Source organism: Roseobacter litoralis Och 149, from assembly GCF_000154785.2.
GTDB lineage: Bacteria > Pseudomonadota > Alphaproteobacteria > Rhodobacterales > Rhodobacteraceae > Roseobacter > Roseobacter litoralis.
The window spans coordinates 1839614-1854240 of the sequence record NC_015730.1 but is presented as its reverse complement, the minus strand read 5'-3'; the positions used below and the strand labels follow the sequence as shown (position 1 = coordinate 1854240).

11 protein-coding genes and 1 pseudogene are annotated in these 14627 nt (G+C 58.0%); 5 read left to right on the top strand and 7 right to left on the bottom strand.

Annotated features, from left to right (window positions below; genetic code table 11):
* The first annotated feature begins 16 nt into the window (after positions 1 to 16).
* Positions 17 to 583: a lipid-binding SYLF domain-containing protein gene (locus tag RLO149_RS08770; protein ID WP_013961723.1), complete on the top strand. Its 567-nt coding sequence runs from the start codon at positions 17 to 19 to the stop codon at positions 581 to 583.
* A 46-nt stretch (positions 584 to 629) separates the two neighbouring features.
* Here the strand turns inward: RLO149_RS08770 and RLO149_RS08765 are convergent.
* Positions 630 to 1514: pseudogene (locus RLO149_RS08765) on the bottom strand (NAD(P)-dependent oxidoreductase); the annotation flags it as partial.
* Between the two features lie 86 nt (positions 1515 to 1600).
* On the opposite strand from RLO149_RS08765, the gene RLO149_RS08760 reads away from it, so the two are divergent.
* A complete protein-coding gene (locus RLO149_RS08760) occupies positions 1601 to 4066 on the top strand; it encodes a penicillin acylase family protein (protein ID WP_013961721.1) in 2466 nt (821 codons plus the stop codon).
* The gene (locus tag RLO149_RS08755; protein ID WP_013961720.1) at positions 4067 to 4630 is read left to right on the top strand and encodes a pseudouridine synthase; all 564 of its coding nucleotides are present in this window, start codon (positions 4067 to 4069) and stop codon (positions 4628 to 4630) included. It abuts the gene before it with no gap.
* Here the strand turns inward: RLO149_RS08755 and hflX are convergent, their stop codons facing one another.
* The 4 genes from hflX to trkA form a co-directional block, all read right to left on the bottom strand.
* Positions 4631 to 5929 carry a GTPase HflX gene (gene hflX, locus RLO149_RS08750; RefSeq protein ID WP_013961719.1) on the bottom strand — a complete coding sequence of 433 codons (1299 nt, stop codon included), beginning with the start codon at positions 5927 to 5929 and terminating at the stop codon, positions 4631 to 4633.
* Positions 5926 to 6165: an RNA chaperone Hfq gene (gene hfq / locus RLO149_RS08745; protein ID WP_007119530.1), complete on the bottom strand. Its 240-nt coding sequence runs from the start codon at positions 6163 to 6165 to the stop codon at positions 5926 to 5928. Before hfq ends, hflX begins: the two co-directional genes overlap by 4 nt.
* A gap of 128 nt (positions 6166 to 6293) precedes the next feature.
* Entirely contained in the window at positions 6294 to 7847 is a 1554-nt protein-coding gene (locus RLO149_RS08740; protein WP_013961718.1) for a TrkH family potassium uptake protein, read from the bottom strand.
* A gap of 4 nt (positions 7848 to 7851) precedes the next feature.
* Positions 7852 to 9228 carry a Trk system potassium transporter TrkA gene (gene trkA, locus RLO149_RS08735; RefSeq protein WP_013961717.1) on the bottom strand — a complete coding sequence of 459 codons (1377 nt, stop codon included), beginning with the start codon at positions 9226 to 9228 and terminating at the stop codon, positions 7852 to 7854.
* A 37-nt stretch (positions 9229 to 9265) separates the two neighbouring features.
* Between trkA and RLO149_RS08730 the strand changes: the two genes are divergently transcribed.
* Together RLO149_RS08730 and RLO149_RS08725 are read left to right on the top strand one after the other, a co-directional pair.
* Complete coding sequence (locus tag RLO149_RS08730; RefSeq protein WP_013961716.1) at positions 9266 to 9802, top strand: hypothetical protein; 537 nt, start codon at positions 9266 to 9268, stop codon at positions 9800 to 9802.
* Between the two features lie 53 nt (positions 9803 to 9855).
* Complete coding sequence (locus RLO149_RS08725; protein WP_013961715.1) at positions 9856 to 10893, top strand: ester cyclase; 1038 nt, start codon at positions 9856 to 9858, stop codon at positions 10891 to 10893.
* Positions 10894 to 10983: 90 nt separating this feature from the next.
* Here RLO149_RS08725 and ntrX read toward each other — a convergent pair whose 3' ends face one another.
* Both ntrX and RLO149_RS08715 read right to left on the bottom strand, forming a co-directional pair.
* Positions 10984 to 12396, bottom strand: coding sequence for a nitrogen assimilation response regulator NtrX (gene ntrX / locus RLO149_RS08720; RefSeq protein ID WP_013961714.1), 1413 nt, complete (start codon positions 12394 to 12396; stop codon positions 10984 to 10986).
* The gene (locus tag RLO149_RS08715; RefSeq protein ID WP_044025270.1) at positions 12389 to 14614 is read right to left on the bottom strand and encodes a sensor histidine kinase NtrY-like; all 2226 of its coding nucleotides are present in this window, start codon (positions 14612 to 14614) and stop codon (positions 12389 to 12391) included. Before RLO149_RS08715 ends, ntrX begins: the two co-directional genes overlap by 8 nt.
* Positions 14615 to 14627: the final 13 nt, after the last annotated feature.

Below are 14627 nucleotides of genomic sequence, written 5' to 3'. Positions count from 1 at the left end.
AAATACAGGCAATATTATGGAAAACTCACAGATTTCACGTCGGGTGTTTACCCTCGGCGCAATGGCCGGTCTTGGCGTGACCGCTGCTTGCGGAAACGGCGTTGGCAGCAATAACGCAGCACTCCTTGACGCTCGCACCGAGGCGACTTTGGAGGAAATGTACCGTCTCTATCCGCACACGCGCGATCTGGCGGATAAGGCTAATGGCATGCTCGTGATGCCGCTGGTCACGGAAGCGGGTTTTGGCTTTGGTGGCGCGTATGGACAAGGGGCCCTCAGGATCGACGGCGTTTCTGTTGACTATTATTCGCTGTCAGAAATATCTGGCGGGTTTCAGATCGGTGCCCAGCAATATGCGCATGTTCTGTTTTTCATGACAGACGAAGCGCTGAACAGGTTTCGAAAATCATCCGGATGGGCGGTTGGCGGCGATATTGAATACGTCATCTCCGATATCGGTGAAGGGGCAAGTGCAAATTCCACGACCGCTTTAACGCCCGTACTTGCCGCTGTCTTTGGACGTGCGGGGCTGTTTGCAGGGGCGTCACTGGCGGGTAACAAATACAGCCGCATTATTCCCTGATACCCGAAAAAATTCAGGGCGCGCCACGACGCGCCCTGAATGTCGATTAACCCAAAGCCTGCAAGCGTTTGAACAGGCTCGATGTGTCCCAACGTCCGCCGCCCATTTTCTGAACGTCCTTATAGAACTGATCGACCAGCGCCGTGACCGGCAGACTGGCGCCTGTTTCATCTGCCGTATCCAGACATATGCCCAGATCCTTGCGCATCCAATCCGTGGCAAAGCCATGGTCAAAATGATCGTCCAGCATGGTTTCATAGCGGTTTGACATCTGCCAGCTGCCAGCCGCACCCTGACTGATGACCTCAACGACGGCCCGTCCATCCAGTCCCGCCTTATCCGCAAAATGCAGCGCTTCCGACAGGCCCTGAACCAATCCTGCAATCGCAATCTGATTGCACATCTTGGTCATCTGACCCGCACCGCTGTCGCCGATCCGACGACAGATTTTCGAATAAATCTCCATAATGGGAAGCACTCGATCATAGGCCCCCTGATCACCGCCGCACATGATGGACAGAACCGCGTTTTCCGCACCGGCCTGCCCGCCTGAAATGGGCGCATCCACAAAGCTGATCTGGGCCGCGTTGGCGACGTCGTAAAGCGCGCGCGTGACGGCAGCCGAGACTGTCGTGTGATCCACAAAGACCGCGCCGGCGGCCATGCTCGCAAATGCGCCATCCTCACCAAGACAGACCGCGCGCAAATCATCATCATTGCCCACACAGGCCATTACGAAATCCGCTCCCGCCGCTGCTTTGGCCGGTGTGGGTGCCATCACCCCCCCATGTGCCGCGACCCAGGCGTCGGCCTTTGCAGCAGTCCTGTTATAGACCGTCACATCGTGCCCTGCCTTTTGCAGATGCCCTGCCATCGGCGCGCCCATGACGCCCAGTCCAAGAAATGCCAGTTTGGCCATTTGAAGCCCCCTTTTGGGTGTTGCGTTACCTTGCCCTCCTACCTAACAGTCAGAGGTCTAGGGTCAATTCATTCGAACCATTTCGACACGAGGGCGTCATGGCACAGGTCTTTACATGGCTATTGCGGATCGCGGGCACGCTGGTTGCGCTTATCGTGCTGGCCATTGTGATGATGTATTACCTCGGCACGCGTTCCCTGCCCGATTATGATGATGTGCTGCAGGTGCCCTATCTTTCCGCCCCGGTCGAGATCGTGCGCGACAATGCCAACGTGCCACATATCTTTGGCAGCAATGACGAAGACGTGTTCTATGCCCTTGGGTACGCGCACGCGCAGGACCGCCTGTGGCAAATGACGCTGATGCGGCGCACCGCACAGGGGCGTCTGTCAGAAGTCTTTGGCAGAGAAACCGTTGATATCGATAATATCATGCGCCGTCTGGATATATATCCGCTGGCTGTGGCCTCCCTTGAGGTACAGGACGAAAAGACGATGCGCATTTTGCGCGCCTATGCGACGGGTGTGAATGCCCGGCTGGATCAGGTCAACAATGAGGCCTTGGGCCGGGGCGCGCCGGAAATGTTCCTGTTCAATGCCCCGATCGCGCCGTGGCGTCCGGCAGATTCCATGGCCATCATCAAGCTGATGGGCGTGCGCCTTGCGCGACAGTTGGATACCGAAGTTTTGCGGGCGCGGATGATCAAGGCCCTGCCCGACCCCGAACGCATCATCGACATTCTGCCGGACGCGCCCGGCACAGGGACCGCTGCCTTGCCGGAATATGCACATCTGCTTGGCGCGCCTGTGCAATACGCTGACAGTTCCGACATTCACACACATCCCTTGTCGCCTTTCGCCCCGGCTGAAATGGCGGGCGCGTCAAATGTCTGGGCGGCGGCCCCCTCGCGGTCTGCCTCCGGTGGTACGCTGTTGGCCAATGATCCGCATCTTGGCTTTTCGGCCCCCGGTATCTGGTATCTTGCGCGGCTTGAACTGCAATCAGGCGGCGTGATTGGCGGGACCATTCCGGGCATGCCGATTGTTCTGACCGGGCGCAGCGACAAATTGGGCTGGGGGCTGACTTCCGCGGGTATGGACGATCAGGATCTCTACCTCGAAGAGCTTCACCCGGTGAATAAAGACGAATACCGCACGCCCTCGGGCTTTGAAAAGCTGAAAACCCGCAAGTCGATCATCAACATCAAAGACGAAACTCCGATCACCATCACCATGCACTGGACCGACAATGGCCCGGTCTTGCCCGGCACGCTGTATAATCTGGCCAATGTGATGCAGCCCGGTCATGCGGTTTCGCTGGGCTGGACGCTACTGAGCCCGAATGACACTTCCATGATGGCCGCCCTGCGCCTGATGGAGGCACAATCGGTGCAAGAGGGCTTTTCCGTGATGGAAGACTACGTCGCCCCTGCGCAGAACCTGATGTTGGTGGACAGTGAGACCATCGGAATGAAGATGATCGGAGCCATGCCGCGCAGGGACGCTCGACACGAGACGCAAGGCCGCCTGCCCAGCTATGGCTGGAAAGAGGAAAACCGCTGGCAGGGGGTCTTTCCCTATGCCTCCAACCCCGAATTCATTGCCCCTGCGGGCGGCATTCTGGGCAACACCAACAACAAGGTGGTTGAGCGCCCTTTTCCCAACCACGTCTCTTTTGACTGGGGCGACACGCAACGTGTGAAGCGCTGGGAAAAGCTGATGCAGGCGCGTGAAGTGCATACCAGAGACAGCTTCATCGAGGCGCAACTTGACGCGGTCAGCACCTCAGCGCGCACATTGCTCGCCCTGATCGGCACGGAGCTTTGGTTTACCGGCGAAGCAGCAGAAGACGGCACGCCGCTCAGGCGCCGTCAACGCGCGCTGTCCCTGCTCGCGGAATGGTCCGGCGAAATGAACGAACATATGCCGGAACCGCTGATTTATTCCGCATGGGTCCGCAGTCTGCAGTTGCGCATGGTTCAGGACGAATTGGGGCCCCTTGCGGCCGAATTGACCCATGTTGAACCTTTGTTCATTGAACGGGCGTTCCGTGATGTGGACGGCGCATCTGTCTGGTGCGACGTCATCCAATCCCAACCCATTGAGACCTGTGCAGATATGGCGCGGCTGGCGCTTGATGACGCGCTGATCTGGATCGAAGAGAACTGGGGCTCAGCCCTTGAATCCCTGCGTTGGGGTGATGCGCATCAGGCCACGCATGACCACCCTGTTCTGGGCGACGTGCCCTTGTTGCGCTACTTTGTGAACATCCGCCAGTCGACCAACGGAGGCGACAGTACGCTGCAGCGGGGTTTGACCCGCGGGCGGGGCGAAAACCCCTTCGCCAACGTACATGGTGCGGGCTATCGCGGTGTCTATGACTTCGCCGACCCGGACAGTTCGGTGTTTGTCACATCAACCGGGCAATCGGGGCATTTTTTATCCCGTCACTACGATGATCTGGCACAGCTTTGGCGGCGTGGCGAATATATCCCGATGTCGCTGGACGAAGATCTGGCACGGGCGGGCGCTGTTGGGGTCACGACGCTGCGGCCAGCCCCGTAAATGGCCCGCGTCATTCTGTTTAACAAACCCTACGGGGTTCTGTCACAATTTACCGACAAGGGCAGCGAAGGATCACCGCGCCCGACGTTGTCCGCCTATATAGATCAACCCGGGTTTTATCCCGCCGGGCGGTTGGATCGCGACAGTGAAGGGTTAATGGTGCTGACCGATGACGGCAAGCTTCAGGCGCGCATCAGCAACCCAAAACACAAGATGGCAAAGACCTATCTGGTTCAGGTTGAAGGCACGCCGGAACCACAGCAGCTTGAGGTGTTGCGCGCGGGCGTCCGTCTCAAGGATGGCATGACAAAACCAGCGAAAGCCACCCTTGCTTGTCCACCAGAAAACCTTTGGGAGCGCACGCCCCCCGTGCGCTATCGCAAAACCGTCCCCGACAGCTGGCTGCAGATTTCAATATCCGAAGGACGTAACCGGCAGGTCCGGCGGATGACCGCACATGTGGGGTTGCCTTGCCTGCGTCTGATCCGGATGCGGGTCGGCGATTGGGCGCTCAATGATCTGGTGCCGGGCGCGTGGCGTTTTGCAGCGGACAGCGGACAATAATCACAACCGTTCGTATTTCGCTTCCTGATCCACAGTCCAGCGGACCGAGATTTCAAACCCGTCATCTGTCTGGCGCTCACCACTCACCAGTTCCTGTTCAAACAGCCATGCACGTTTTTTGCCATCCGCAAAGGCCAGCGACAGTGTTGCCTCGCGCTTCTGGCCCTGCAAGGTCTGGGTAATGGCTTCCAGCAGACCGTCGAGACCTTCGCCGCTGAGCGCAGAGATGGCAAATACGGCGGGGTCTCTGTCAGCGCGGGCACGCATCGCATCCGCGTCTTCTTCTGAGAGCAAATCCAGTTTGTTCCATATTTCAAAGGCGGGGCGGTCGTCTTCGACCCCCAATGTGGTCATGATGTCCTGCACATCCTTGGCCTGCGCATCCGTCTCAGGGTGTGAGATATCTCTGACGTGACAGATAACATCAGCGGCCAGAACCTCTTCGAGAGTAGCCCGGAACGCGGCGACCAGTTCCGTTGGCAGTTCTGAAATAAAGCCCACCGTGTCGGAGAGAATAACCTCAGGTCCATCCGGCAAGCGCAGCCGGCGCATGGTCGGATCCAGCGTCGCAAAGAGCATGTCCTTGGCCATGACATCAGCACCGGTCAAATGGTTGAACAGGGTCGATTTACCGGCATTGGTATAGCCCACCAGCGCAATAATCGGATAGGGAATTTTGGCGCGCGCCGCCCGGTGCAGCGCACGGGTTTTGACGACTTTTTCCAACTGGCGGCGCAGGCGCGTCAACTGATCGTCGATCGCGCGGCGGTCCGCCTCGATCTGGGTTTCACCGGGACCACCCACAAACCCCAAACCGCCACGTTGCCGTTCAAGGTGGGTCCATGCGCGCACCAAACGGGTCCGCTGATAGCTCAGCGCCGCCATCTCGACCTGCAGAACACCTTCGCGGGTCGCAGCGCGGTCACTGAAAATTTCGAGGATCAGACCGGTGCGGTCGAGCAGTTTGACGCCCCATGCCTTTTCCAGATTGCGCTGCTGCACAGGGCTCACTGCGCCATCGACTAGCACAAGTTCAACCTCTTCATCGTGAAGGGTCGTCTTTATCTGATCAATCTTGCCAGAACCGAACAACATGCCCGCACGAACAGTTTTCAGCGGCACGATTTCCGAACCCACCACCTCCAGCTCAGGCAAGGCGCGCGCAAGCGACACCGCCTCAGCCAGGGCGTGATCAGCCAGCTGACGGTCAGGATCAGACTTTATTTCAGGATGCAAAACCCATGCGCGGGTCACACGCGTCTGAGTGGTTTCATCAATTTGAAAGGGTGGCTTGCTCAAGAAGCGTCTTCGCCCTCATACAGACTGATGGGTTGGCTTGGCATGATGGTCGAAATCGCATGCTTATACACCAGCTGTGATTGACCATCCCGGCGCAGCAACACGCAAAAATTGTCAAACCACGTGATCACGCCCTGCAGTTTTACACCGTTGATTAGAAAGATGGTCACAGGAACTTTTGTCTTGCGCACATGGTTCAGGAACGCATCCTGAAGGTTCTGTCTGTCCGACGCCATTGTCTTCCTCGCCTTTATTCTTGCCAGAGCCCGCAGATCGAACTCGTCCCTCAACGTGATTATGAAGCCCCGTTCGCAGAGTTTCCAGCCCTAAAAACAGTCCGTTACGGACCTAACGGTTCAATGAGTCAACTGCGCCACAAATCCGGCGTCAAAAGCGCGATAATCGCAAGGGTTTCCAAACGCCCCAAAACCATCGCCGCACAAAAGACGGATTTTGCATATGGCCCCAGTTCGGCCAGTGAAATCGGTGTTTCCGTGGCAAGGCTCAACAAAGGGCCGGTGGTGGACAGGCCCGCGATGCTGAGCACAAGCGCGTCCTCAAAAGCGACGCCGAAAAGGGCAAACAACAGTGTTAATGCGGCCATTGTCATGGCAAAAAGCATGAAGAAAATCCACGCAATGAAGGCCCCATTGCTTTGCAGACGGCGGCTCTCCTTGCCTGCGCGGCTCACCGAGGATGGATGCACCAGCCGCTCAAGTTCGCGTTTGCCGTTGAGATAAAGCGCAAAGACGCGCAACAGCTTCACACCACCTGCAGTCGTTGCGACACCGCCCCCCACGAGGGACAGCCCCATCAGGATCAAACCGGGTGTCCCAAGGCCGGACCATGCCTGCGCCTGAGCCCAGTCCGCACTGGCAAACCCGGTGGTGGTCAAAAAAGACATCACCGTGAAAATGGACCCCCAAAGGGCGCGTATTGCCAGACCAAGATCATCTTCGGCGGCCACATCAAAGGCCCCAATCCAGTGGCGCAGAAACAGCACCAATGGCACGCCGAGCACGATCATGATCCCGAGGCGAAACTCCGGATCGGTCTGAATGCCCCCCTGCGTGGCCGTCACCGTATCCGAGGAAAACGTCAGCCGCGACAGCGCAAACAGCATGAATAGAAGCATCAGAATTTCGCCCGTCAGCCCCGAGCCACTGGCCTCAAGCCCGCCGATCGCAGAAATCCCCGACGTCGACATGATCGACATCGCATGCGTCAGGGCGACCAGCGACGGGTCACCACTGATCAGCAACAGCACCCAAAGCAGCAGCGTAAGGCTGATGTAAATCGGTACCAGAGCAACCACGATCCGCATGAGCTTTTCGCGCGGGTTTGTTCTGTCAAGCTCGCCAAAGCGGCTTTCGCGCTGTCCCGGTTCAGCTTGGGCCGTGACCTCAAACCCGCCCAGATTGAGCGGTGCAAGAATGGCCGAGGCCGCAACCCACATCAAGACACCGCCCATCCAGGCGACCTGCGCGCGCCACAAATGAAGCGTGTTGTTCAACCGGGATGGATCATCAAAAACCGTTGCGCCGGTGGTCGTGATCGCACTGACCATTTCGACATATGCGTTGAGAAAACTCGTGGTCTGCAGGCTTTCATAGAGCGGCAGCGCCAGAAAGGCGGGCAGAAACACAAAGGTCGCGAAAATCGACATCAGGTTGCCGAGAACTCCATGTCTGGGGGTGCGACCTGTCTGTGCAATCACGATCATCGCAAAAATCACAACGCCAAACAGGCCCGTGTAGAAAAACGCGCGCGAGGTTTCCAAAGAACGCGTGGCCCCACTGTGCAGCGCCGGGATGATCATCGAGAACGCGGCCAGACCGAAAATCAGGACGAACAGCTGTTGGTCCAGCAAGTAAGCCGACAGGGGTTTGCGAGGCGTTTTGTGGGCGGCGCGGGGCATCTGGTCAGAAAAAATCGATCGAGACTTGCATCAACCGCTCAACTTCGGGCACGTCTTCGGCGAGGGCAAAGATGGCAATGATGTCGCCTTCGTCAATGCGCGTGCTGCCCATGGGGCGGATGATCTTGTCACCCTTGCGCACCGCGCCGACCAGCACACCTTCGGGAAATTCAATGTCTGCAATCCGGCTGCCCGCCAGCGGGGAGGTCGACAGGACTTCGGCCTCGATCACTTCGGCCTCTGCATCCCCGACGGAATAGACCGCGCGCACCCTGCCGTGCCGGATATGGCGCAGAATGGAACTAACCGTCGTGGCGCGGGGGTTGATGTAGGCGTCAATGCCCAACGGCCCCATGAGCGGCACGAGGGTCGGATCATTGATCAGCGCGATCACATAGGGGCAGCCCTCGGATTTGGCACGCACGCAGGCCAGCATGTTGGTCTTGTCGTCATCGGTGATCGCCAGCATCGCATCCGCGCGCGCGATGCCAGCCTCGGCCAACAGCCCCGAATCCAGACCATCGCCATTTAGCACGATGGTACGCTCCAACGCCTCGGCTGCGCGTTCGGCGCAGTGGCGGCTTTTTTCGATGACCTTGGTGCGCACGCGTTTGACGCGCTGCTCAAGGGCCTGGGCCACCGCAAGACCGACATTTCCGCCGCCCACAAGTACCACCCGTTCCTGCTTTGACTGTTTCTTGCCAAAGATTTCCATTGTTCGGGCAATATCCGCGACGTGGCAAAAGACGTAGCAGTCATCCCCGACAAACAGCTGGTCCTTGGCCTCGGGCGCAAACAGGCTGCCTTCGCGCCGCACGCCCACCACGGTTGCACGCAGCGTCGAAAACAGGTCGGTGAGTTGCCGCAGCGGCGTGTTCACCACCGGGCATTCCTCTTCAATGGTGATGCCCAGCAGATGCGCCTTACCATCCATGAACACTTCGGTGTCAAAGGCCGCAGGCGCAGACAGACGTTGCAGCGCGGCGGAGGCGACTTCTCTTTCGGGACTGATCACCACGTCGATGGGCATGTGATCACGTCGGTAAAGGTCGGAGTAGATCGCCTCCAGATAGGACTGGCTGCGCAGACGCGCGATCTTTCGATTCACGCCGAAAACCGAATGGGCAATCTGGCAGGTCACCATGTTGACTTCATCCGAATGGGTCGCGGCGATGATCATTTCCGCGTCTTCCGCCCCGGCACGGGCCAAAACGTCGGGATAGCTCGCAAAGCCTGCGATCCCCTGCACATCCAGCGAATCCGTTGCGCGCCGCACGAGGTCAGGATTGCTGTCCACAACGGTGACGTCATTGCGTTCGCCTGAAAGATGCCGCGCGATCTGCCAGCCTACCTGACCGGCACCGCAGATGATGACCTTCATGTTTCGTGTCCTTCAGGGCATGCTTAAGGCTTTCTGAATGGCAGATGGCCCGCACACGGTCAATTCAATTGTCTTGGGCAGCCAAAGCGGGCATTTTATCCCCATGGTTTGGTTCAGAATACTGCTGCTCGGTGTCAGCCTGCTTGCGGCCTGCGCACCGATGGAGCTCTATTATCAAAACGGTGGCAGTGTTGCGCGTATGCAGGACAATCTGCTGTCCTGTGAGGTCGCCGCCCTGAGGGATGCGCCGGTGGCCTCAGAGATCAGACGCCGCCCGCCGGTGTTTGTGCCCTCACGCCGATATTGCACGGGCGGAAATTGCTATCATCGCGGCGGGTATTTCGTGGACGGGCAAATCTATACGGTCGATGTGAATGCACGTCTGCGCGGCGATCTGGAAGCGCGATGCATGCGCAACAAGGGCTATTCCCCCGTTGAGATCCCCGATTGCCCTGCCCGGCTGGCGCGGGAGATCAGCCCCGCACAGACCGACGTGATGCCGCCCCTGACGCAATCAAGCTGTGTCATCCGGGACGGCAGTGGCATGTGGCAGATTATTGAACCTGCACCCTGATTTGTGTCGCTTTTGATCTAGCCGCTGTCCGGCGCGCTTTCTAAACCAAAGATATGAACGCAATGATTCCCGAAACGGGCCCCGACCTTACCCCCATCAAAGCCGTCTCGCAGGCCTATGCCGCTGCATTGGAGCGGGCGACGCCTGACACAGTGGCCGATATTTTGGCCACCTATCAATCGGACAGCTGCCAGTGGTTCGGCATGCACCCGTTTCACGAACAAACGGGTCCGCGTGATATCGCCAAGACATTCTGGGCACCGTTCCTGACGTCCTTTTCGCGCATGCAGCGTCGCGAAGACATCTTTTTTGCCGGGCTGAACGAAATAGACGGATTTTCAAGCACCTGGACCACATCCATGGGCCATTTTCTGGGGCTATTTGATGCGCCGTTTCTAGGCATTCCGGCCACGGGCAAAATTGCCATGCTGCGCTATGCTGAGTTCAACCGGGTTGAAAACGGCAAGATCACACAGTCCGCGCTTTTTGTGGACCTTCTGCATCTGATGGCGCAGGCGGGGATCCATCCGCTGAATGCACCGCAAACAGGCGCGCAGTTGGTGCAGCCCGGACCCCGCACGCATGACGGCCTTTTGATGACACCACAGCCCCATGCTGCGTCACAAGAAACCCTGTCACGTATCAACAATATGATCGGTTCAATTGATCACGCCAATGCCGCGGCAAAGCCCCCCACGCCTCAGGAAGAGCTGCGCGTGGATTGGCAGGATGACATGATCTGGTGGGGGCCAACCGGGATCGGGGCGACCTACACGATTGACCGCTACATTGATCAGCATCAGGGCCCTTTTCGCCGCGCGATGGAAGGGCGTGTGCTCAATGGCCATCTGTGCCGCATGGCCGAGGGGACATATGGCGGCTTTTTTGGCTGGCCAAACCTCACGCTGACCAACCGAAACGGCTTCATGGGCGTGCCCGGCAACGACATCCGCGCCGATATGCGCGTGGTCGATATCTACCGGCGCGACGGCAACAAGCTGGTTGAGAACTGGGTGTTCATCGACATGCTTCATTTTCTCAAGATGCAGGGCGTGGATGTTCTGGCGCAGATCACCGCCCAGAGCGTCTGACGAAATACCTGAAAAATCAACTATTACGTAACGCGTTGAAATCTTTGATGTCAGGCAGTGTTACGTTTGTCAGGTTTTCCGCATGACTCTTTAGCCCACCGCCTCTGCTTCTTCATCGATATGGGCAACACGCGTACCGGACTTGGCCGATGTCACAACCCCAAGCGATTTGAGTTTACGGTGCAATGCGCTGCGTTCCATCCCGACGAAGTTCGCTGTCTTCGAGATATTGCCGCCAAAGCGGTTGATCTGCGTCAGAAGGTATTCACGCTCGAATGCTTCGCGGGCTTCGCGCAGGGCAAGTGTGGCGAGGGCACCGGACAAGACGATGCCGCTGTCACTGTCGCTGCTTTCCTCGATGCCCGGCAACTCCCGCGCTTCGATTGGCCCGTTGCTATCGCCAAGGATCAGCACCCGTTCGATCAGGTTTTTCAACTGACGCACGTTGCCCGGCCAATGCATCGTTTGCATCAGCGCGATGGCATCCTCGCTCAGTTGACGCAGGGCCAGACCTTGCGATGCGTTCATTTCCGCGATGAAGGTTTCTGCCAGCTCTGGTATATCTTCGCGACGTTCCTCTAGCGATGGGACCGCGATTGGGACGACATTCAGACGGTGGTAGAGTTCCTGACGGAACGTGCCTGCTGCAATCGCCTCTTCGAGGTTGCGGCTGGTGGATGAAATCACACGCAGATCAACGCGCACCGTGTCATTGCCGCCCACCCGCTGAAATTGCTGATCTACCAGAACACGCAGTATTTTCGACTGTGTCCCTTCGGGCATATCCGCCACTTCATCAAAATAGATGATGCCGCCATGCGCTTCTTCCAGCAAACCGGGTTCGACGCCCCGTTCTGCGGTCTCACGCCCAAACAGCACTTCTTCCATACGATCCGGCGCAACCCCGGCACAGTTCACCGTCACAAACGGTGCTGACGCGCGATTGGAATTGGTGTGGATATAACGTGCGGCCAGTTCTTTTCCGCATCCCGCCGGGCCGGTCAGCATCACACGCCCGTTTGATTTCGTCACCTTATCAAGCTGGCTGATCATGGTACGGAAGGCCGCAGAAGAGCCGATCATATCCGCCGAAGACACATCCCGGCGCTTGAGGCTTTGGTTCTCCTGACGCAGGCGCGATGTTTCCATGGCCCGCCGGATTACGACCAACAACTGATCAATATTAAAGGGCTTTTCGATAAAGTCATATGCCCCCTGTTTGATTGCCGCGACCGCTATTTCGATATTCCCATGTCCCGAAATGATCACGACCGGCACATCCGGATTGTCGCGTTTGACAACCTTTAGAATATCAATCCCATCCATGCGGCTGTCTTTCAGCCAGATATCCAGAATGATGAGCGCAGGCGCGTCAGCGTTGATCGCGGCCATCGCGTCATCCGAGTTTCCGGCAAGCCGGGTGGCATAGCCTTCGTCGATCAGAATATCCGAGATCAGTTCGCGAATATCGCGCTCATCATCGACAATCAGAATATCACTCATGGGTCAGAAGTCCTTCTTGCGGGGGGGTATCGGTTTTGGGGGCTGCAATGGGCAGAACGATCACTGCCATGGCGCCAAAATGTGCATCCTTGCTAAAGGCTGGCGCGTCTTCGAGGGTCAGGGTGCCCCCGTGTTCTTCGATGATCTTCTTGACGATGGGCAGGCCGAGCCCCGTGCCTTCGCTGCGCGTCGTGACATAAGGTTCAAACAGACGCGCCCGGTCCTCGGGCAAGCCAATGCCATTGTCGGCGATTGTGATGGTTGCGCGGCTCTTGCCCGTCTTCATGACGATCCGGATCATTGGCGCGTAGCCTTCCGGTGCGCCTTTTGCTATAAGACTTTCAGTGGCTTCCCCGGCGTTCTTAATCAAGTTGGTGAGCGCTTGAGTGATCATGGTCGCATCCAGATCGCTGGGCAGCGGTTTTTTTGGCAGATCACTTTCGATCAGCACATTGGGTTGGCCGGTTGTCTGCAACAAGACCGCGTCCCGCACCAAAACCGTCAAGTCAATTTCCTTGCGCTCCGGTTCCGGCATGCGGGCAAATTTCGAAAACTCGTCCACAATGCGGCGCAGATCACCGGTTTGACGCACGATCACATCCGTCATCTGCTCCAGCGCCTCGCTGTCTTCACCCACACGCGATGAGAACTTGCGTTTGATGCGCTCGGCCGACAATTGGATCGGGGTCAGCGGGTTCTTGATCTCATGCGCGATACGGCGCGCAACATCGCCCCAGGCGGCCATCCGCTGCGCGCTCACCAGATCAGTCACGTCATCAAAAGCCACCACGTACCCTTCAAGCGTCCCGTCTTCGGACCGGCGTGTCGCCATGCGGACAAGCAAGTTCTCAAGACGCCCCTGACGGGTCACCTTTACCTCACTCTGCACGGTTTCCGTCGGTGAGCGTTTGATCGCTTCAAAGAGCTTTGCAAACTCCGGCACCACAGCGATCAGGGCCAGTGATTGACGGTCTTCGTGCCAATCCAGCAGACGTTCCGCCGAGCGGTTCACGAATTTGACCCGCCCCGCCGCATCAAGTCCCACCACACCAGAGGTCACAGAGCTTAGCACGGAATCAAACAGACGTCGGCGCCGTTCAATCTGTTCTGTATTCTCGATCAGTGTTTCACGCTGCAATTTCAACTGCTTTGTCATCTGGTTGAAATAACGGCTGAGCATCGCAATCTCATCATTGCCGTCTTCTTCGCGCACCTGAACATTCAGATCGCCCGCCCCAACCTGCTGGGCAGCCCCCGTCAAACGCCCCACCGGGCCCGACAGCCGCTCTGCAAACCACAGGCCAAGCCAGATCGCCGCAAGGATGAGGATCAGGGCGAAGGCCAGATACAACAGGCCAAATTCAAACAACAGCCGCCCGCGTTCGCTTTCGAGTTGCTGATACAAGCGCACCGTTTCCTGCGTTTCATCGAGCAATGACAGTATCTCACCATCGACATCACGGCTCACGTACAGGAACCGGTCCACAAATGACGACAGCCGGACCAGCGCGCGAAACTCATTGTTACCCCAATCCTCGATCACGATAACATCGCCGCCGCTTGCCTCCTGCAGCTGTGCCTCCGTTGGCGCCTCATAATCGAACAAGTAGGAACGATCCCCACGGGCACGAATATCTGCAGTGCCGTCAATCAGATAGGCCTCGCGCAGGCCACGCTGAATCTGCCGCTGCCCATCCGCCAGAAGCTCACTGTCCGAAATGACAACGCCACGCTGACGCGCGTTATTGATCAGCGCGGCCAGCACGCGCGCATCCTCTGCCAGATCGACACGTTGCTCGGTCTCATAGGCCTGTGCGGCGGCCAGCGAGTTTCCGACGACTTCTCTGACGCGGTCAGAAAACCAGCCCTCCAGACCAACATTAACTGTCAGCCCTGCAAAAATTGCGACCGTCACGGTGGGAATAAGAGCCAGCAAAGCAAAGACGCCCGTAAGACGCAAGTGCAGCCGGGAGCCGGCAGATTTTGCGCGCCGCGCCGCGATCAACCTGCCCACCTGCGCCAGAACGAGCGCTGCGACCACAAGAATATAGACGAGATCGGCCAGCAGGATCAGCCGCAAGCCAAGCGTATTGCCCGCCTGCCCCAATGGCCCGAGAATAAGGTACGTTGCCAAAGCCAGGACAGGCCCAAGCACAACAAGACCCAGCGTCGCAGCGCTGCGCACACGTTTAATGCGACGCAGCCGTCCCAGCTTCATCCACAGTGATTTT

Bases quoted from the DNA above. Each gene is read 5' to 3' on its own strand.
- RLO149_RS08770 (WP_013961723.1), top strand. From the start codon at position 17: ATGGAAAACTCACAGATTTCACGTCGGGTGTTTACCCTCGGCGCAATG.
- RLO149_RS08760 (WP_013961721.1), top strand. From the start codon at position 1,601: ATGGCACAGGTCTTTACATGGCTATTGCGGATCGCGGGCACGCTGGTT.
- RLO149_RS08755 (WP_013961720.1), top strand. From the start codon at position 4,067: ATGGCCCGCGTCATTCTGTTTAACAAACCCTACGGGGTTCTGTCACAA.
- hfq (WP_007119530.1), bottom strand. From the start codon at position 6,165: ATGGCGTCGGACAGACAGAACCTTCAGGATGCGTTCCTGAACCATGTG.
- RLO149_RS08740 (WP_013961718.1), bottom strand. From the start codon at position 7,847: ATGCCCCGCGCCGCCCACAAAACGCCTCGCAAACCCCTGTCGGCTTAC.
- trkA (WP_013961717.1), bottom strand. From the start codon at position 9,228: ATGAAGGTCATCATCTGCGGTGCCGGTCAGGTAGGCTGGCAGATCGCG.
- RLO149_RS08730 (WP_013961716.1), top strand. From the start codon at position 9,266: ATGGCAGATGGCCCGCACACGGTCAATTCAATTGTCTTGGGCAGCCAA.
- RLO149_RS08725 (WP_013961715.1), top strand. From the start codon at position 9,856: ATGAACGCAATGATTCCCGAAACGGGCCCCGACCTTACCCCCATCAAA.
- ntrX (WP_013961714.1), bottom strand. From the start codon at position 12,396: ATGAGTGATATTCTGATTGTCGATGATGAGCGCGATATTCGCGAACTG.
- RLO149_RS08715 (WP_044025270.1), bottom strand. From the start codon at position 14,614: ATGAAGCTGGGACGGCTGCGTCGCATTAAACGTGTGCGCAGCGCTGCG.